Here is a 17,546-nt window from a genome sequence, read left to right as displayed (position 1 = left end):
CACCGCGGGGCCAACTCCCGGGTGCTACCGGGGTATCAGGGGGATGTCCCCACCTACTGGCCGGGGGTCACCAGGCCGGACTCGTAGGCCAGCACCACCGCCTGGGCGCGGTCGCGCAGGCCGAGCTTGGCGAGGATGCGCCCGATGTGGGTCTTGACGGTCTGTTCGGCGAGCACCAGTCCGGCGGCTATCTCCTGGTTGGAGAGGCCGCGGGCGATCAGCTCCAGCACCTCGGTCTCGCGCGGGGTCAGGCCGTTGAGCCGCACCTTGGGGTCGCGGCGCCTGGCCGGGCGGGTGCGGGCGAAGTCCTCGATCAGCCGGCGGGTCACCGAGGGGGCGAGCAGCGCCTCGCCGGCCGCGACCACCCGGACCGCGGCGATCAGGTCGGCCGGCGGGGCGTCCTTGAGCAGGAAGCCGCTGGCTCCGGCGCGCAGTGCCTCGTACACGTAGTCGTCCACGTCGAAGGTGGTGAGCATCAGCACCTTGGGCCGGTGGGCGCCGGGTACGGCCGGGTCGAGCAGCCGCCTGGCCGCCTCCAGGCCGTCCATGACGGGCATGCGGACGTCCATCAGCACCAGGTCGGGGTGGGTGCGGCCGTTGACCTCCAGGGCCTGGGCGCCGTCCGCCGCGTCCCCCACCACGTCGATGTCGCTCTGGGCGTTGAGGAGGGCCGCGAAGCCCGCGCGCACCATGGCCTGGTCGTCGACGATGATCACGCGGATGGTCATGCGGTGGTCTCCAGGGGGGCGTCGGGGCGGTCGAGGGGCAGGACGGCGGCCACCTTGAAGCCGCCGTCCGGCAGCGGGCCGGTGTCCAGCCTGCCATCGACCAGCCGGACGCGTTCGCGCATTCCGACCAGCCCCTGCCCGGTGCCCTCGACCGAGGCCTCCAGCGACTCGGTGCGCACCGGCGGGGCCGCGTTGACCACCGTCACCCGCAGCGCCGGGCCGTCCTCGGCCACCGACACCCAGGTCCGCGCGCCGGGGGCGTGCCGCACCACGTTGGCCAGCGCCTCCTGCACGATCCGGTACGCGGACAGGCCGACGGCCTGCGGCACCAGGTCCACCAGGCCGGGCTCCACGGTCAGTTCGGCCGGCACCCCGGCCCGGCCCACCGTCTCGACCAGCTGGGCGAGTTGGCCGACCCCGGGCTGCGGGGCCTTCTCCCCGCCGGACTCCTCGCTGCGCAGCACGCCGAGCAGCCGGCGCATCTCGGCCAGTGACTCGCGGGCGGTGCCGGCTATCGCGGTGAACTCCTCGGAGGCCTCGTCCGGTACGCCGGTGATCCGGTACGGGGCGCTGGCCGCCTGCACCGCGATGACCGACATGTGGTGGGCCACCACGTCGTGCAACTCCCTTGCAATCCTGGCGCGTTCCTCCAGCAGGGTGCGGCGTTCGCGCTCGACCTCGCTGATGTGCTCCTGCTCGGTGAGCAGCCGGCGCGCCTCGGCGCGGTCCCGGACGGCCCAGCCGAGCAGCAGGGCGGCGCCGCTGAGCGCGATCAGCAGCATGGTGGTGCCGTCGCCGGAGCGGGGCAGGCCCAGGGTGGTGGTGAGCGCGGTGAGCGCGACGGTGGCCAGCCAGACCGAGACCAGGGTGGCCCGGCTCTCCCGCAGCGCGAGGGCTGCCAGCAGGAAGACGTAGGAGAGGATCATCGGCGCGGTCCACGGCCAGGTGCCGCCGTCCTGCTCGTACCGGGCGGTGACGGTCGCGGTGGTGACCAGGGTGGCCGCGCTGATCCACCAGGCGGCCAGCGGCCGGGTGATGGCGAGCAGCAGCGGAACGGTCTGGGCGACGGTGAGCGCGCCGGCCACCGGGAGCACCAGGCCGAAGGAGCCGACCAGGACGCCGATCCCGCTGGGGATCAGCGAGGACATCATGGCCAGGGCGACGGCGTACGGCAGCCGGCGCAGCCAGGGCCGGGGCGACTCCCCGAGCAGCGGGGTGTGGTTGTCGCCCGGAACGGTGAGGTGCTGCCAGAAGGTGCGCAGCAGGCGGCGGACGTACCGGCGGAGGTCGGCTGAGGTGAGGTTCTTCATCGCGGGCCAGCCTAGGAGGGCGGGGCCGCCCGGGCGTCGCACTGGGGCCCGAACTTCCGGGTGCCACCGGGGTATCGGGTGATACCCCGGTATGACACGGCGGTTCCGCCGGGTACTACGCGGGGTCGCGCCAGTGGCCGGCCAGGGCCGGTCCGAGCTGGTCGAAGTGACGCTCGATCACCGTGACCATGCCCTCGGGGCCGGCCGGTTCGAGTTCGGCGCTCCAGGACAGGTGGGCCGCCCGCAGCAGGCTGCCGAAGACGGCGGCGAGCACGGCGGGGCGCAGGTCCCCGGCCGGGTCCAGGCCCTCGCGTTCGGCGAGCACCTGGACCACCAGCCGCTCCTGCTCGGTGACCCGGCGCAGGTGGGCGGCGAGCAGCGGGGGCGTCTCCTCGATCATCCGCATGAGTTCGAGGGCGCTGTGGATCGAGTGGGGGCCGGAGGTCTCCGCGCTGCCGAGGTCGCGCCAGGCCTTGACGATCGAGGCGCGCAGGGCCTGGAGCGGGGTCTCCTCGGCCGGGCGGTGGCGCAGGCACTCGATGAAGTAGTCCTCGGCCACGGCCATCACGGCGAGCGCGACCTCGTCCTTGTTGGCGAAGTAGCGGAAGAAGGTGCGCTGGGAGACGTCGACGGCGGAGGCGATCTCGTCGACGGTCGTGTGGGCGAAGCCCTGCCGGAGGAAGAGCAGGTGGGCGGCCTGGATCAGGGCGTACCTGGTCTGCTGCTTCTTGCGCTCGCGCAGCCCCGGGGTGCGTCCGGGGGCGTCCGGGGCGTCGGTGGTGCGGGGGGTGTGAGCGGCCATGGCGGGGGCCTTCCGGAGCGCTGGGAGCGGCGGGTGGGAGCACAACCTTAGCGCTCTGACAAATGGCAGTAATGGCCAGAAGTCACTGTTTGCCGAATGTCAGCAGCTGACATAATCTGCCGAGGTGGCGCCCGTCGGGCCGGGGCACCTGTGGGGACGGGTGGGCCGGGGCGCCACCGCCGTGTCCCGCACCGAGCCATGCCCCCGGAGGGCCCCAGATGAGCCAGTCCGTCGTCAAGAACTCCGAGGCGGACGCACCGCCGCCGCCGAATCCGCGGTCGGGGGGCGGCCTCAAGGGGCACCCCTGGCTGACCCTGCTGACCGTCGCGGTCGGCGTCATGATGGTCGCGCTGGACGGCACGATCGTCGCCATCGCCAACCCGGTGATCCAGGAGAAGCTGCACGCGGCGCCCTCCGAGATCCAGTGGGTCACCAGCGGCTACCTGCTGGCCCTGGCGGTCTTCCTGATCACCGCGGGCAAGATCGGTGACCGCTTCGGCCACAAGAACACCTTCCTGGTCGGCGCCGTGGGCTTCGCCGTCACCTCGGCCGCGATCGGCTTCGCCGGCAACATCCAGACCGTGATCGCCTTCCGGGTGCTCCAGGGCCTGTTCGGCGCGCTGCTCCAGCCGGCCGCGCTCGGCCTGCTGCGCGGGGCCTTCCCGGCCGAGAAGCTCAACATGGCGATCGGCATCTGGGGCGGCGTGATCGGCGCCTCCACCGCGGCCGGGCCGATCGTCGGCGGCCTGCTGGTCGAGCACGTCAACTGGGAGTCGGTGTTCTTCATCAACATCCCGGTCGGCCTGATCGCGGTGGCGCTCGGCCTGTGGATCCTCAGGGACGTCCGGGCCGAGAACGCCGCCAAGTCCTTCGACCTGCCCGGCATCGCGCTGCTCTCGGTCGGGATGTTCGCGCTGGTCTTCGGCATCATCAAGGCCCCCGAGTGGGGCTGGGGCGACGGGAAGACGCTGCTGTTCCTGATCGGCGCGGTGGTCCTGATGGTGCTGTTCGCGCTCTGGCAGGGCAAGGCCCGCGAACCGCTGATCCCGCTCAGCCTGTTCCGCTCGGTGCCGCTGTCGGCGGGCGTGCTGCTGATGGCGCTGATGGCCTTCGCGTTCTTCGGCGCGATCTTCTTCGTGACCTTCTACCTCCAGAACGTGCACGGGATGAAGCCGGTCGAGGCCGGCGTCCACCTGCTGCCGATGACCGGCATGATGATCGTCGGCTCGCCGCTGGCCGGCCTGGCGATCGGCAAGCTGGGCCCCCGTATCCCGATCGTGGCGGGCATGCTGATCACCACCACCGCGATGTTCGGCATGTCCACCCTGGACACCGCCTCCGGCAACGGCGTGATGTCGCTCTGGTTCGTCCTGATGGGCCTCGGCATCAGCCCCGTCATGGTCGGCGCCACCGAGGTGATCGTCGGCAACGCCCCGCTGGAGCTGTCCGGCGTGGCCGGCGGCCTCCAGCAGGCCGCGATGCAGGTCGGCGGCAGCCTCGGCACCGCGGTGCTGGGCGCGCTGATGGCCGCCAAGGTCGGCGACGTGCTGCCCGGCAACTGGGCGAAGGCCGGCCTGCCGCCGGTCGAGGGCGAGGCGGGCGAGGGCCTGAAGCAGGCCGCCCAGCTCGGCATCGCGCCGCCGGCCCCGGCGGGCACCCCGCAGCAGGCGGTGGACGCGATGGCCGGCGCCGTCCACGAGTCCTTCGTCAGCGGCATGTCGCTCGCCTTCGCGGTCGCCGCCGTGGTGGCCTTCGGCGCCGCCCTGCTCGGTCTGCTCACCCGCCGCGGCACCACCGACGCGGGCCCGGCCGTGCACATCTGACGGAATCCCGGGCGATCGGCCCGGCAGCGCCACGGCCCCGGACTCGCTGGAGTCCGGGGCCGTCGTGGTCGCCGGGGCGATCGCCCGGGCCGAGGGTCGCCCGGGCCGTGCCGTCCCCGTCGGGCACACCCGGTCACGCCCGGGCGGGGCTGCGCGGGCCCGGCGAAGGCGAAGGGCCGGACCCCCGTCGGGAGTCCGGCCCTCAGCGCCTCAGTGCCTCAGCGGCTGATCAGGCGTCGCCGCCGGCGGCGCCCGGGTCGGCCGCGGCCACGTTCAGCAGCTGGTAGCGGTCGATCGCGTCCTTCAGCGCCGAGCGGTCGATCTTGCCCTGCTTGGCGAGCTCGGTGAGCACACCCAGGACGACCGACTGCGCGTCGATGTGGAAGAAGCGACGGGCCGCGCCACGGGTGTCGGCGAAGCCGAAGCCGTCGGCGCCCAGCGACTGGTACTGGCCGGGCACCCAGCGGGCGATCTGGTCCGGCACCGCGCGCATCCAGTCGGACACCGCGACGACCGGGCCCTCGGAGCCCTGGAGCTTCTGGGTGACGTACGGCACGCGCTGCTGCTCCTCGGGGTGCAGCAGGTTGAACTCCTCGGCCTCCACCGCGTCGCGGCGCAGCTCGTTCCAGGAGGTCGCGGACCAGACGTCGGCCTTGACGTTCCACTCCTCGGCGAGGATGCGCTGGGCCTCCAGGGCCCACGGCACGGCCACGCCGGAGGCGAGGATCTGGGCCGGGATCTGGCCCGCGGTGCCCGGCGCGTACTTGTGCAGACCCTTGAGGATGCCCTCGACGTCCACGTTCTCGGGCTCGGCCGGCATCTTGATCGGCTCGTTGTAGACGGTCATGTAGTAGAACACGTCTTCACCGTGCGGGTGCTCGGCGCTGGAGCCGTACATCCGCCGCAGACCGTCCTGGACGATGTGCGCGATCTCGAAGCCGTACGCCGGGTCGTACGCGACGACGCCGGGGTTGGTCGAGGCCAGCAGGTGCGAGTGGCCGTCGGCGTGCTGGAGGCCCTCACCGGTCAGCGTGGTGCGGCCGGCGGTGGCGCCGATCACGAAGCCGCGGGCCAGCTGGTCGGCCATCTGCCAGAACTGGTCGCCGGTGCGCTGGAACCCGAACATCGAGTAGAAGACGTACACCGGGATCAGCGGCTCGCCGTGGGTCGCGTAGGACGAACCGGCGGCGATCAGCGAGGCGGTGCAGCCGGCCTCGGAGATGCCGTCGTGCAGCATCTGGCCGGTCGGCGACTCCTTGTAGGCCAGCAGCAGGTCACGGTCGACCGACTCGTAGGTCTGGCCCAGCGGGTTGTAGATCTTCGCCGACGGGAACAGCGAGTCCATGCCGAAGGTGCGGTACTCGTCCGGCGCGATCGGCACGAAGCGGTTGCCGATGCCCTTGTCCCGCATGAGGTCCTTGAGCACCCGGACGAACGCCATGGTGGTGGCGATGGTCTGGTTGCCGGAGCCCTTCTTGACCGCCTTGTACGCGTCGTCGCCGGGCAGTTCCAGCTTGCGCGGGCGGACCTTGCGGGTCGGTACGTAGCCGCCGAGCTCCTCCCGGCGGTCGTGCATGTACTGGATCTCCTCCGAGTCGCGGCCCGGGTGGTAGTACGGCGGGAGGCCGTCCTCGAGCTGCTTGTCGGTGATCGGCAGGTGCAGCCGGTCGCGGAAGCGCTTCAGGTCCTCGACCGTCAGCTTCTTCATCTGGTGGGTGGCGTTGCGGCCCTCGAAGTTGGGGCCCAGCGTCCAGCCCTTGACCGTCTGGGCCAGGATGACCGTCGGCTGGCCCTTGTGCTCGCGGGCCGCCTTGAAGGCCGCGTAGACCTTGGCGTGGTCGTGGCCGCCGCGACCCAGGTGCTGGATCTGCTGGTCGGTCATGTTCTCGACCATCTTACGCAGCCGCAGGTCCCCGCCGAAGAAGTTCTCGCGGATGTACGCGCCGGTCTCGGTCGCATAGGTCTGGAACTGGCCGTCGACCGTGGTGTTCAGCTTGTTCACCAGGACGCCGTCGCGGTCCTGCGCGAGCAGCGGGTCCCAGCTGCGGTCCCAGACCAGCTTGATCACGTTCCAGCCGGCGCCGCGGAACTGCGACTCCAGCTCCTGGATGATCTTGCCGTTGCCGCGGACCGGGCCGTCGAGGCGCTGCAGGTTGCAGTTGACCACGAAGGTGAGGTTGTCCAGGCCCTCACGGGCGGCCAGGGAGAGCTGGCCGAGCGACTCGGGCTCGTCCATCTCACCGTCGCCGAGGAAGGCGTAGACCTGCGAGTCGGAGGTGTCCTTGATGCCCCGATGCTCCAGGTACCGGTTCATCCGGGCCTGGTAGATCGCGCCGAGCGGGCCGAGGCCCATCGAGACGGTCGGGAACTCCCAGAAGTCCGGCATCAGCCGCGGGTGCGGGTAGCTGGACAGGCCGTAGGGGGCCTTCGACTTCTCCTGGCGGAACGCGTCGAGCTGCTGCTCGGTGAGCCGGTCCAGCAGGAAGGCCCGGGCGTAGATGCCGGGGGAGGCGTGACCCTGGAAGAAGATCTGGTCGCCGGACTCGCCGTCGGCGTCCTTGCCCCGGAAGAAGTAGTTGAAGCCGACGTCGTAGAGCGACGCGGAGGAGGCGAAGGTGGCGATGTGGCCACCCACCCCGATACCGGGGCGCTGCGCCCGGGAGACCATGACGGCCGCGTTCCAACGCGTCGCGTTGAGGATCTTCCGCTCGATCTCCTCGTTGCCGGGGAAGAACGGTTCGTCCTTGGTGGCGATCGTGTTGACGTAGTCCGTGCTGCGCATCTCGGGCACGGCGACACGCTTCTCGCGGGCGCGCTCGATCAGCCGCAGCATCAGGTAACGGGCACGCTCACGCCCCCGCTCGTCGATGGCCGCATCGAGCGACTCCAGCCATTCCGCGGTCTCCTCGGGATCGAAGTCCGGGACCTGACTCGGAAGGCCGCCAATGATGATCGGGTTGCGATCGGATCCGGAAGCCACGCTGTTCCTTCACTGTCGGTCGAAACTGAGGTGTGTCGCGCCGCCTCCATCGTGCTACCGCGCTCGGAGATCCGTCATCTCTACCGATCGGTAACCGGTCCGCCTGGTGGGCGGGCCGGTCTGGCGGCGCGCGGTGCGGGCGTCTTCGTCCGCTCCGCACACCCCCGGGTGTTACGAAAAGAGGTGGTCCGACCTGGTGTCCCGTCCGCCCGATGGCGGGCGGCCGGGGTGAGGGCCAACAGGAGACTCTACGCCCGCGCACGCGCGGACCCGAATGCCGTTCGTATCTCGGGCACGCGTACGCCCTGTGGGCCGGGACCACCCGAAGCATCCTTGTCCCACGCAGAGAAGGGCAAATCGGTGTGATTCCCGACACGCGGAACGGCGTGTCCCCCTGTGCCACGTCAACCTTTGGGGGGGATCGGGGGTCGGGTACTTGCGCGAACCGCCGCTCCCGTGTGGACTACGGCCACAGCCTCGGCATGGACGCCGGGCCGAATACTGGAGGTTATTCCCGTGAGCGCGACCGCGGACCCCGCGGACAAGTCCAACCCGGTGACCCGTCTCGGCTTCGAAGAGGGCCAGATCATCCAGGAGCTGGGGTACGACGACGACACTGACCAGGAGCTCCGCGAACGCATCGAGGAGCTCACCGGGACGGATCTCGTCGACGAGGACTACGACGACGTCGCCGACGCCGTTCTGCTGTGGCACCGCGACGACGACGGGGACCTCACCGACGCCCTCGTCGACGCGCTGGAGTACCTGGCCGAGGGCGGTCTCATCTGGCTGATGACGCCCAAGACCGGGCGGGACGGCCACATCGAGGCCTCCGACATCAACGACGCGGCCAAGACCGCCGGTCTCTCCCAGACCAGCTCGATCAACATCGTCAAGGACTGGGCGGCCACCAGGCTCGCGACCAAGTCCACCGCGGCGAAGTCGGGCGGCAAGCGCTGAGCGGGCTCTGAAACCCCCGCACCGGGCCCCGCCGGAGGAACCCCCTCCGGCGGGGCCCGTCGCGTCCCCCGGCGCCCCTGGGGGCCCCGGTGCCCGGCGCGGCCGGCCCGGGCACCGGGGGCGTCGGGGAACGCCGGAGGGGCACCCCGGGCGCCCCGCCGGAGCCGTTCGCGGAAGGCGAACGGGGACCGCCGCCGCGGCCCGGCTCATCCGTTCGGCGGAACGCCCGTAAGCGAATGGGAGGATGTGGCCCGCCGCGCCCGCCGCGCGGCGCGGTCTGCGTCAGAAAGGTCCCGCACATGGCCATCGAGGTCGGCACCCAGGCTCCGGACTTCGAGCTCGGCAACCAGCACGGCGAGACCGTCCGGCTCTCCGACTTCCGCGGCGCGAAGAACGTCGTCCTGCTCTTCTACCCGTTCGCCTTCACCGGCGTCTGCACCGGCGAGCTGGGCGCGGTCCAGCGCGGGCTGGCGGGCTTCCAGAACGACACCGTCCAGGTGCTCGGCGTCTCCTGCGACTCGCAGTTCTCCCAGCGGGTCTTCGCCGACCGGGAGGGCCTGGAGTTCCCGCTGCTCGCCGACTTCTGGCCGCACGGCGAGGTCACCCGCGCCTACGGCGTCCTCGACGGGGAGCGGGGCTGCCCGCTGCGCGGCACCTTCGTGATCGACACCGCCGGCCGGGTGCGCTGGAGCGTCGTCAACGGCCTCCCGGACGCCCGGGACGAGCAGGAGTACCTGAAGGTCCTCGCGGGGCTCTGAGGCCCCCGCCCGGGCCTCTGGCGGGGGTCCGGGCGCCCGCGCGGCACCCGCCGGCCGAGTGCCGCGGGGCCGTGTCCGGGCTGATCAGGGGTGCGCTCGGGAACCGCGTACTACGCTCGGGCCGTTGGCGGGGTGGGGTGCGGGAGCCGATGCGTCTCCCGTCGCCCAGGACCGCACCACCGGGGGCACCACTGGACGTGCCTCCCGATTCTTGGAGGACTAGTGGGAGTCAGCCTCAGCAAGGGCGGAAACGTCTCGCTCACCAAGGAGGCCCCCGGCCTCACCGCCGTGCTCGTCGGTCTGGGCTGGGACGTCAGGACCACCACCGGTGCGGACTTCGACCTGGACGCCAGCGCCCTGCTGTGCAACGCCCAGGGCAAGGTCGCGTCGGACGGCAACTTCGTCTTCTTCAACAACCTGAAGAGCCCGGACGGCTCGGTGGAGCACACCGGCGACAACCTCACCGGTGAGGGCGAGGGCGACGACGAGGCGATCAAGGTCAGCCTGGTCGGCGTGCCGGCGGACGTGGACAAGATCGTCTTCCCGGTGTCGATCTACGACGCCGAGACCCGCGGCCAGAACTTCGGCCAGGTGCGCAACGCGTTCATCCGGGTGGTGAACCAGGCCGACAACACCGAGCTGGCCCGGTACGACCTCTCCGAGGACGCCTCCACCGAGACCGCGATGGTCTTCGGCGAGCTGTACCGCAACGGCGCGGAGTGGAAGTTCCGCGCCATCGGCCAGGGCTACGCCTCCGGCCTGCGCGGCATCGCGCAGGACTTCGGCGTCAACGTCTGAGTCCTCGTCGGCGGCCTTCGCCGGCGGCCCGCGCGCCGTTCTCCCGGGGCGGTCCCGGACCTCCGTGGTCCCGGGGCCGCCCCGGCCGCGTTGCCGGGCTCGTTCCCGGCCGCGTTCCCCGGCGGGGGCGGGCCGCGGACCGGTTCGCCCGACCGGGTGCCGCGCCGGTGCGCCGCGCTGCGAGGATGTGAGTTCAGGAAGTTCAGCCGACCGGAGCCGGTCGGCCGGGGCCGCGGGGGATACACCTGGATGGCGCCCCGGGAGAAGCATGGGAGGAAGAACGTCATGGTGGTCACGCTCGCCAAGGGCGGCAACGTCTCGCTCACCAAGGCCGCGCCGAACCTGACGCAGGTCCAGATCGGCCTCGGCTGGTCCGCCCGTTCGACCACGGGCGCCCCGTTCGACCTCGACGCGAGCGCCCTGATCTGCGGTGGCGGGCGAGTGCTCGGCGACGAGTACTTCGTCTTCTACAACAGCCTCAAGAGCCCCGAGGGCTCGGTGGAGCACCAGGGCGACAACCTCACCGGCGGCGACGACACGGGTGACGACGAGGTGGTCGTGGTCAACCTCGACCTCGTCCCGGCACAGGCGGACAAGGTGGTCTTCGCGGTCTCGATCTACGAGGCCGAGGCGCGGCTCCAGAACTTCGGTCAGGTCCGCAACGCCTACATCCGGGTCGTCAACTCGCTCGACGGCCAGGAGATCGCCCGCTACGACCTGTCCGAGGACGCGTCCAGCGAAACCGCGATGATCTTCGGCGAGCTGTACCGCTACGCGGGCGAGTGGAAGTTCCGCGCGGTGGGCCAGGGGTACGCCTCCGGCCTGCGCGGCATCGCGCTCGACTTCGGCGTGAACGTACAGTAAGGGCGGAAATCGGACTCGTCGCACCCGACCCGATCATGAGAACCGAGGGCAGTGCGGGGGAGACCTGACCGGGCCGGGCCCGGTCAGGGCGTCTCGGGGACGAGGCCGCCCCCGACACGGCCAAAACCCGAAAGGTAGCCAACTCCCGTGTTCCTCCGCACATTCGGCTGGTCGTTCGCGATCACCGCCATCGGTCTGGTCGCAGCCGGACTGCTCTGGGGAGCCCAAGGCTTCGGCATCGTGCTGATCCTCTCCATCCTGGAGATCTCCCTGTCGTTCGACAACGCTGTGGTCAACGCCACGGTGTTGAAGCGGATGAACCCGTACTGGCAGAAGATCTTCCTGACCGTCGGTGTGCTCATCGCGGTCTTTGGCATGCGCCTGGTCTTCCCGCTGCTGGTCGTCGGCCTCACCGCGAAGCTCAACCCCGCGACGGTCATCGACCTCGCGCTGCACTCCGACAAGACCCACGACGGCCTCACCTACGGCCAGTACCTGGAGGCGGCCAACCCGGCCATCGCGGCCTTCGGAGGCGTCTTCCTGCTGATGATCTTCCTCGACTTCCTCTTCGAGGAGAAGGACCACAACTGGCTGGCCTGGATCGAGCGCCCGCTGGAGAAGGTCGGCAAGCTGGAGGCCTTCTCCAGCGTCGTCGCCCTGGTCTCCCTGCTGCTGGCCGCCAACTTCTTCGCCGAGGAGCACGCGGAGACCGTGCTGCTCGCCGGCGTCCTCGGCCTGGTCACCTACCTCACCGTCAACGGCCTCTCGTCGATCTTCGAGTCGGGCCTGGAGGCCGAGGAGGAGCGCGAGGAGGCGGCGGAGAAGTCCGGCAAGTCGATCGTCCAGGTCGGTGGCAAGGCGGCGTTCTTCCTCTTCCTCTACCTGGAGGTCCTGGACGCCTCGTTCTCCTTCGACGGCGTGGTCGGCGCGTTCGCCATCTCCAGTGACATCTTCATGATCACCCTGGGCCTCGGCATCGGCGCGATGTACATCCGCTCGCTGACCGTCTTCCTGGTCCGCAAGGGCACCCTGGACGACTACGTCTACCTGGAGCACGGCGCGCACTACGCGATCGGCGCGCTGGCGGCGATCCTGCTGGTCGGGATCAAGTACCACATCCCGGAGATCGTCACCGGCCTGATCGGCGTCGCCTTCATCGGGCTGGCGCTCGGCTCCTCGATCCTGCGCAACCGGCGCGAGGGCTCGGACGAGGAGCAGCCGGATCCGGTCGGCAGCGGCAAGTAACCGTCCGACGGACACACGCGCGACGGCCGCCCCGGGAATCCCGGGGCGGCCGTCGCGCGTTCGTGGTCCGCCGGGTCGCGGTCCGGTGCGGCCCGTCCGGAGCGCGGACCGGCCGCCCCGCTGCGGAGGCGGGGCCGGCCGCCCCGGGATGCTCCTGCGGACGTCAGCCGAGCTGCTGCTCGATCGCGCGCAGCTTGCGCTCCAGCGAGTCCAGCTTCGGCATCGACAGGGTGTCGTCGTCCGCGGTCAGGTCGACGGTCGAGCCGCTGCGGGACGACCCGGTGCCGGAGGCCGAGGAGTACGAGGAGGACGAGTAGGTGGAGGACGAGTAGGAGGAGCTGACCGCGGCGCGGGGGCGGCGGCCGGCGTCCAGGGCGGCCGGCTCGAGCGGGTCGGTGGACCGGAGCGAGGCCGAGTAGGACGAGGACGGGGTGGTGGCGTCGGATTCCGCGGCTAGGGCAGGCTCCGTAGTGCTCGGGCCGTCTCCGGCAGCCGTGAGGGCGGGCACCTGGCGGCCACCGCGGGCCCGGGCGAGCATGCCGCCCTGGCGGGAGATGGCCTTCAGCTCGGCCCGCTCGCGGCGGTCGGCGGTACGGGCGCGGGCCTTGGCGTCCAGCTTCGACTGGCGCTCCTCGCGGACCTCCTCGACCGCCTCGTCCAGGCTGCGGACGTTCTCCAGCAGCATCAGCGACCAGGCCGCGTAGGTCTCGCGCGGGGCGCGCAGCCAGCGGACGATGCGGATCTGCGGCAGCGGACGCGGCACCAGGCCCTGCTCGCGCAGCGCGGCCTTGCGGGTCTGCTTCAGCGCCCGGTCGAACAGGATCGCCGCCGAGATCGACATGCCGGAGAAGAACTCGGGGGCACCGTCGTGCGAGAGGCCGCGCGGGGCGTGCACCCAGTTGAACCAGGCCGAGGCGATCGCGAACACCCAGACCAGCAGGCGCGAGCCGAGGGCGGCGTCACCGTGGCTGGCCTCGCGGACGGCGAGCACCGAGCAGAACATCGCGGCGCCGTCCAGGCCGAACGGGACCAGGTACTCCCAGCCGCCGGACAGGCCCAGGTTCTCCTTGCCGAAGCCGACCAGGCCGTGGAAGGAGAGGGCGGCGGCGACACCGGCGCAGCAGAACAGCAGCGTGTACGAGGAGATGCCGTAGATCATCTCCTTGCGGCGGCGGCGCTCCTCGCTGCGCTCCCAGGAGTCGCCGGACTCGTCCTTCTTCGAGCTCTTGAAACGCAGCGTCGCCATCAGGACGGCGACGAACAGCAGGGCTGCGCCGCCGACGACGGTCCAGACCAGCTGTATGGAGGTCAGGTTCATTGCGGGTCGGGCCTCGGGTTTCCGCAGGGGACAGGTACACAGCGAGACACAGGCGGTCAGGACCGGCCGGGCGGGCATGGCCTGACGGTTCGTTCGTCGCCGCACGGCGTGCCGCCGCGCCCGCGCAGGGGCGGACGGGACACCTGTGCGGCTAGACGATATCGCGTCCGAGAGGGCGGCATGTTACGGGAGGGGGCTGGCTCCGGCCAATCGACCCGCCGGTCCGGCCGACCTGGGTAGCGGAAGGGCCGGACGGGGTATCGCCCGGCCGGGCCGATGCCCGATCATTGGTCGGCGGACCGTCAGACCGCCTGGCGGGAGCAGGGGGAGAGGACGGCATGGTCTCGATCTGGGAGTACCTGCGCGGGGACCGGAGCTACACCTTCGACAACCCCGGCGGTCAGCACAAGGTCACGCTCACCAAATCGTCCCCGCAGCACGCGATCACCGGGCCGGCCGCCACCACCGGCTACCTCTACGTCAACCTGCACTGGACGATGAGCTCCGGTGGCGCCCGGCCGAGTCCCGGGGACTCCTTCAAGCGGTTCTTCAGCCCGCGGATCCTGCGGCCGCAGGAGCCGGACTCGGCGCAGGGCACCGAGCCGATGAACGTCGACCTCGACCTGGCCTGCATGTACGAACTCTCCGACGGCTCCACGGGTGTGGTGCAGCCGCTCGGCGGGCTCTTCGGCGACCTCCAGAGCGCGCCGTACATCAAGCTCAGCGGCGACGACCAGTACGGGGCGCCGTCCGGCGAGACGATGTACGTCAACCTGGAGAAGAAGGACAAGTTCAAGCGGCTGCTGATCTTCGTCTACATCTACGACGGCACGCCGGCCTTCGAGCAGTCGCACGCGGTGGTCACGATCGTGCCGCAGACCGGGCCGCGGATCGAGATCAAGCTGGAGGAACGGGCCAGGGCGGCGCGGTCCTGCGCGGTGGTGCTGATCGAGAACGCGGGGGACAACCAGCTGAGGGTGCGCCGCGAGGTGCGGTACGTCAACGGGTTCCAGGCGGACATCGACCGGCTGTACGGGTTCGGGATGCAGTGGCAGCGCGGGTACAAGGGGGACTGACGCCGGTTGGTGACCGGCGGTCCTCGCGGCGGGGGCGGGGTGCCGTCGGACCCGGCTGGGTCGGGCCGGGTCGGGGTGGCGGGTGGTCCCGCCGGGGCGTCAGCGGGGCTGGAACTGCGGGCCCTGCGGCGGCAGCGCGAACTCCTCGCCGACGAGCGCCGGGGGCTGGGCCGTCGGCGACTGCGGCGGGACGGGCGGCTGCTGGCCGGTGCCGGACTGCTGCGGGTAGCCGTAGCCGGCGGGGCGCTGCGGCGGGGCGGGCCGGTCGGGCTGGGGGTAGCCGTAACCGCCCGGCTGCTGCTGGTAGGGCTGCTGGCCGGGGCCGGGCTGCGGGTAGCCGTAGCCGCCGGTCGGCTGCTGCTGGGGGTAGCCGTACCCCGTGCCGGGCTGCTGCTGGGGGTAGCCGTAGCCGGCGCCGGGCCGGTGGCCGGGGGGCACGGTGGGCGGCGGGGGCATGGTCGGCGGGGCGGCGGGCGGCGGCGGGGTCACCGGTGCGGGCGCCGCGGCGGGCGGAGCACCCACGGCGGCGGCCGCCTGGGGCCGGACCGGCTCGGGCGTCGGCTGCGGGACGGCCGGGGCCAGGGTGAAGGTGCCCGGCTCGGGGGTGGTCGAGCGCGGGTCCGGCAGCGGGGTGCTGCGCGGGTCGAGCGCGCCGGACGGGGAGGCGGCGGACCCGGACTCGGAGGCCGCCGCCAGGTCGGCCTCCGCCTCGTCGTCCACGGTGATGCCGAAGTCGGTGGCGAGCCCGATCAGCCCGGAGGTGTATCCCTGGCCGATCGCCCGGAACTTCCAGCCCCCGGCCCGGCGGTACAGCTCGCCCGCGACCAGCGCGGTGACGGTCTCGGCGTCCTCGATCCGGAACTCGGCGAGCGCGGGCGCGCCCTCGCCCGCCGTGGCGTCGAAGAGCAGCAGACGCAGCCCCGGCACCGCCCGGAACGGTCCGCCCTCGGAGGAGCCGGCCAGCACCACGCGGTCCACCTCGGCGGGCAGCTTGCCCAGCTCGACCTCGACCGTGTCGATGATCTCGGAGCCGCCGGAGGTCTGCTGCTTGGGCAGGTGGCGGACCAGGCCGGACGGGTGACGGGGCTGGTTGTAGAAGACGAAGTCGGCGTCCGAGCGGACCTTGCCGCCGGCGCCGAGCAGCAGCGCGGACGCGTCCACGTCCGGCGCACCGGGCGTGGCGCTCCAGCGCAGCACGGCGCGGACCGCCGCCGCCGGCAGTGCGATGTTGGCGCCCTTGGCCATCACGTGCGTCATAGCCGACCATCCTGCCTGTTCGCCACCCCTTCGGACAACGTGACCGGACCGGTCCGCGCCGGGTCGGACTTTGCCAAGACTTGCGCTTTCCGAGGTTTGCCGCCGTCGTTTCCGAAGTTCGCCGACGTCGCGCCCATGATCGTCCAAGTGGACCGGGATGTTCCGGGAGTTCAGTGCCGGGGAACCGGGAGCGGCCTGATCCCGTCCGTACGATGGGCGGTCGAAGGGTCCCCGGAGGGTTCGGCGGCAGGGCGTCCGGCGGAGGCGCGTCCGGGGAACCATGGCGCCCGGTCGGCAGGTTGACCAGGGTGTCGTCGGCAACGGGCCGGCGGTCGGTCCACTTCCTGGAGGAGAGCACATGCGCCATTTCGGCCACCTCGCCGAGGACGTACGCGGCCGGCTCTTCCTGGAACAGCCGCGCCCGTTCACCGCGCGCAGTGAACCGGCGGTGCTCGCCACCGCGCTCGGCGGCACCCTCTACAGCCCGGCCACCAGGCCCGCCCTGGCGGCCGACATCCGCAAACAGGCTGGTCGGGGCGTGGTGTCGATGGTGCTCTGCCTGGAGGACGCGATCGCCGACCACGAGGTGGACGCGGGCGAACGGAACCTGGTCGAGCAGCTGACTGACCTGGTCAATGATTTCACCGACTGTGCACAGAGTCACCCCCTCCTCTTCATCCGGGTCCGCACCGCCGCCCAGATCCTCGACCTGGCCGAACGCCTCGGCCCGGCCGTCGAGCTGCTCAGCGGCTTCGTGCTGCCGAAGTTCACCCCCGCCAACGGTGGCGCGTACCTGGCCGCGCTGGCCGCCGCCGAGGCCGCGACCGGGCGGCGGCTGTTCGCCATGCCCGTCCTGGAATCGCCCGAACTCGCCCACCTGGAGACCAGGCGGGAGCAGCTGTTCGGTCTCGCCGAGCTGCTCGCCGGGTACCGGGAGCGGGTGCTCGCCGTCCGCCTCGGGGTCACCGACCTCTGCTCCGCGTACGGCCTGCGGCGCTCGCCCGACCTCACCGCGTACGACGTCGCGCTGGTCGCGGCGGTGATCGGGGACGTGGTCAACGTGCTCGGCCGGGCGGACGGCACCGGGCACACCATCACCGGGCCGGTCTGGGAGTACTTCCCGGTGCAGGAGCGGATGTTCAAGCCGCAGCTGCGCCGCACCCCGTTCGCCGGGGCCGCGGTCGGCGCCGCCGCCGGGGCGGCCAGGGCCTCCGGGGAGGAGGTCCGCCGGCGGATCATCGAACACGACCTGGACGGGCTGATCAGGGAGGTCGAGCTGGACCGGGCCAACGGCCTGCTCGGCAAGACCTGCATCCACCCCAGCCACGTGCCCGCCGTGCACGCGCTCTCCGTGGTCACGCACGAGGAGTACTGCGACGCCCGCGACATCCTCCGGCAGGAGCAGGACGGCGGAGGGGTGCTGCGCTCGGCGTACACCAACAAGATGAACGAGGCCCGGCCGCACCGGGCCTGGGCGGAGCGGGTGCTGCTGCGTGCGGAGGTGTTCGGGGTGGCCAGGGAGGACGTGAGCTTCGCGGAACTGCTGTCGGCCTGCCTGTGCGGCTGATCCCGTGGGCGGGTGGCTGCCGTGCGGCCGGGTGTCGTGGGGCGGGCTGCGGTGGGGCCG

The 17,546-nt window shown here is 71.7% G+C and carries 14 protein-coding genes; 8 read left to right on the top strand and 6 right to left on the bottom strand.

All coding sequences use genetic code 11. The features are described from left to right. Positions 1-53 precede the first annotated feature (53 nt). The 3 genes from ACZ7C5_RS20725 to ACZ7C5_RS20715 form a co-directional block, all read right to left on the bottom strand. Positions 54-728, bottom strand: coding sequence for a response regulator (locus ACZ7C5_RS20725; protein ID WP_188296493.1), 675 nt, complete (start codon positions 726-728; stop codon positions 54-56). Next, positions 725-2,038 (bottom strand): sensor histidine kinase, encoded by a 1,314-nt coding sequence (locus tag ACZ7C5_RS20720; protein ID WP_470323176.1) that lies wholly within the window; start codon positions 2,036-2,038, stop codon positions 725-727. The genes ACZ7C5_RS20725 and ACZ7C5_RS20720 overlap by 4 nt, the downstream gene beginning before the upstream one ends. A gap of 115 nt (positions 2,039-2,153) precedes the next feature. Beyond that, on the bottom strand, positions 2,154-2,840 hold the full coding sequence (locus tag ACZ7C5_RS20715; RefSeq protein WP_188296495.1) for a TetR/AcrR family transcriptional regulator: 687 nt from the start codon (positions 2,838-2,840) through the stop codon (positions 2,154-2,156). 218 nt (positions 2,841-3,058) lie between these two features. Here ACZ7C5_RS20715 and ACZ7C5_RS20710 point away from each other — a divergent pair, with 218 nt between their 5' ends. After that, complete coding sequence (locus tag ACZ7C5_RS20710) at positions 3,059-4,663, top strand: MFS transporter (protein ID WP_470323175.1); 1,605 nt, start codon at positions 3,059-3,061, stop codon at positions 4,661-4,663. 229 nt (positions 4,664-4,892) lie between these two features. On the opposite strand, the gene aceE is transcribed toward ACZ7C5_RS20710, so the two are convergent. Beyond that, positions 4,893-7,643: a pyruvate dehydrogenase (acetyl-transferring), homodimeric type gene (gene aceE / locus ACZ7C5_RS20705; protein WP_401078252.1), complete on the bottom strand. Its 2,751-nt coding sequence runs from the start codon at positions 7,641-7,643 to the stop codon at positions 4,893-4,895. Between the two features lie 516 nt (positions 7,644-8,159). Between aceE and ACZ7C5_RS20700 the strand changes: the two genes are divergently transcribed. The 5 genes from ACZ7C5_RS20700 (at position 8,160) to ACZ7C5_RS20680 (ending at position 12,268) form a co-directional block, all read left to right on the top strand. Further along, positions 8,160-8,603 (top strand): DUF3052 domain-containing protein, encoded by a 444-nt coding sequence (locus tag ACZ7C5_RS20700; RefSeq protein ID WP_401078255.1) that lies wholly within the window; start codon positions 8,160-8,162, stop codon positions 8,601-8,603. A 299-nt stretch (positions 8,604-8,902) separates the two neighbouring features. Continuing rightward, complete coding sequence (locus tag ACZ7C5_RS20695) at positions 8,903-9,361, top strand: peroxiredoxin (RefSeq protein ID WP_401078257.1); 459 nt, start codon at positions 8,903-8,905, stop codon at positions 9,359-9,361. Between the two features lie 222 nt (positions 9,362-9,583). Continuing rightward, a complete protein-coding gene (locus tag ACZ7C5_RS20690; RefSeq protein WP_188296500.1) occupies positions 9,584-10,159 on the top strand; it encodes a TerD family protein in 576 nt (191 codons plus the stop codon). A gap of 285 nt (positions 10,160-10,444) precedes the next feature. After that, the gene (locus tag ACZ7C5_RS20685) at positions 10,445-11,023 is read left to right on the top strand and encodes a TerD family protein (RefSeq protein ID WP_401078261.1); all 579 of its coding nucleotides are present in this window, start codon (positions 10,445-10,447) and stop codon (positions 11,021-11,023) included. Between the two features lie 147 nt (positions 11,024-11,170). Next, the gene (locus ACZ7C5_RS20680; protein ID WP_470323174.1) at positions 11,171-12,268 is read left to right on the top strand and encodes a DUF475 domain-containing protein; all 1,098 of its coding nucleotides are present in this window, start codon (positions 11,171-11,173) and stop codon (positions 12,266-12,268) included. Positions 12,269-12,431: 163 nt separating this feature from the next. Here ACZ7C5_RS20680 and ACZ7C5_RS20675 read toward each other — a convergent pair whose 3' ends face one another. After that, positions 12,432-13,586 carry a DUF2637 domain-containing protein gene (locus ACZ7C5_RS20675; RefSeq protein WP_401078267.1) on the bottom strand — a complete coding sequence of 385 codons (1,155 nt, stop codon included), beginning with the start codon at positions 13,584-13,586 and terminating at the stop codon, positions 12,432-12,434. Positions 13,587-13,924: 338 nt separating this feature from the next. Between ACZ7C5_RS20675 and ACZ7C5_RS20670 the strand changes: the two genes are divergently transcribed. Continuing rightward, positions 13,925-14,662 (top strand): Tellurium resistance, encoded by a 738-nt coding sequence (locus ACZ7C5_RS20670; RefSeq protein ID WP_401078270.1) that lies wholly within the window; start codon positions 13,925-13,927, stop codon positions 14,660-14,662. Positions 14,663-14,761: 99 nt separating this feature from the next. Here ACZ7C5_RS20670 and ACZ7C5_RS20665 read toward each other — a convergent pair whose 3' ends face one another. Further along, a complete protein-coding gene (locus tag ACZ7C5_RS20665) occupies positions 14,762-15,919 on the bottom strand; it encodes a TerD family protein (protein ID WP_470323173.1) in 1,158 nt (385 codons plus the stop codon). Between the two features lie 358 nt (positions 15,920-16,277). Here ACZ7C5_RS20665 and ACZ7C5_RS20660 point away from each other — a divergent pair, with 358 nt between their 5' ends. Continuing rightward, positions 16,278-17,486, top strand: a complete 1,209-nt coding sequence (locus tag ACZ7C5_RS20660; protein ID WP_188300569.1) for an HpcH/HpaI aldolase/citrate lyase family protein — start codon at positions 16,278-16,280, stop codon at positions 17,484-17,486. Positions 17,487-17,546: the final 60 nt, after the last annotated feature.

The sequence above is a fragment of the Kitasatospora sp. NPDC036993 genome, from assembly GCF_055607525.1.
This window is presented reverse-complemented; position numbering and strand designations above follow the sequence as displayed.

Coding starts and splice junctions, on each gene's coding strand:
- ACZ7C5_RS20725 (WP_188296493.1), bottom strand. CDS start 728: ATGACCATCCGCGTGATCATCGTCGACGACCAGGCCATGGTGCGCGCG.
- ACZ7C5_RS20720 (WP_470323176.1), bottom strand. CDS start 2,038: ATGAAGAACCTCACCTCAGCCGACCTCCGCCGGTACGTCCGCCGCCTG.
- ACZ7C5_RS20715 (WP_188296495.1), bottom strand. CDS start 2,840: ATGGCCGCTCACACCCCCCGCACCACCGACGCCCCGGACGCCCCCGGA.
- ACZ7C5_RS20710 (WP_470323175.1), top strand. CDS start 3,059: ATGAGCCAGTCCGTCGTCAAGAACTCCGAGGCGGACGCACCGCCGCCG.
- ACZ7C5_RS20695 (WP_401078257.1), top strand. CDS start 8,903: ATGGCCATCGAGGTCGGCACCCAGGCTCCGGACTTCGAGCTCGGCAAC.
- ACZ7C5_RS20685 (WP_401078261.1), top strand. CDS start 10,445: ATGGTGGTCACGCTCGCCAAGGGCGGCAACGTCTCGCTCACCAAGGCC.
- ACZ7C5_RS20675 (WP_401078267.1), bottom strand. CDS start 13,586: ATGAACCTGACCTCCATACAGCTGGTCTGGACCGTCGTCGGCGGCGCA.
- ACZ7C5_RS20670 (WP_401078270.1), top strand. CDS start 13,925: ATGGTCTCGATCTGGGAGTACCTGCGCGGGGACCGGAGCTACACCTTC.
- ACZ7C5_RS20665 (WP_470323173.1), bottom strand. CDS start 15,919: ATGACGCACGTGATGGCCAAGGGCGCCAACATCGCACTGCCGGCGGCG.
- ACZ7C5_RS20660 (WP_188300569.1), top strand. CDS start 16,278: ATGCGCCATTTCGGCCACCTCGCCGAGGACGTACGCGGCCGGCTCTTC.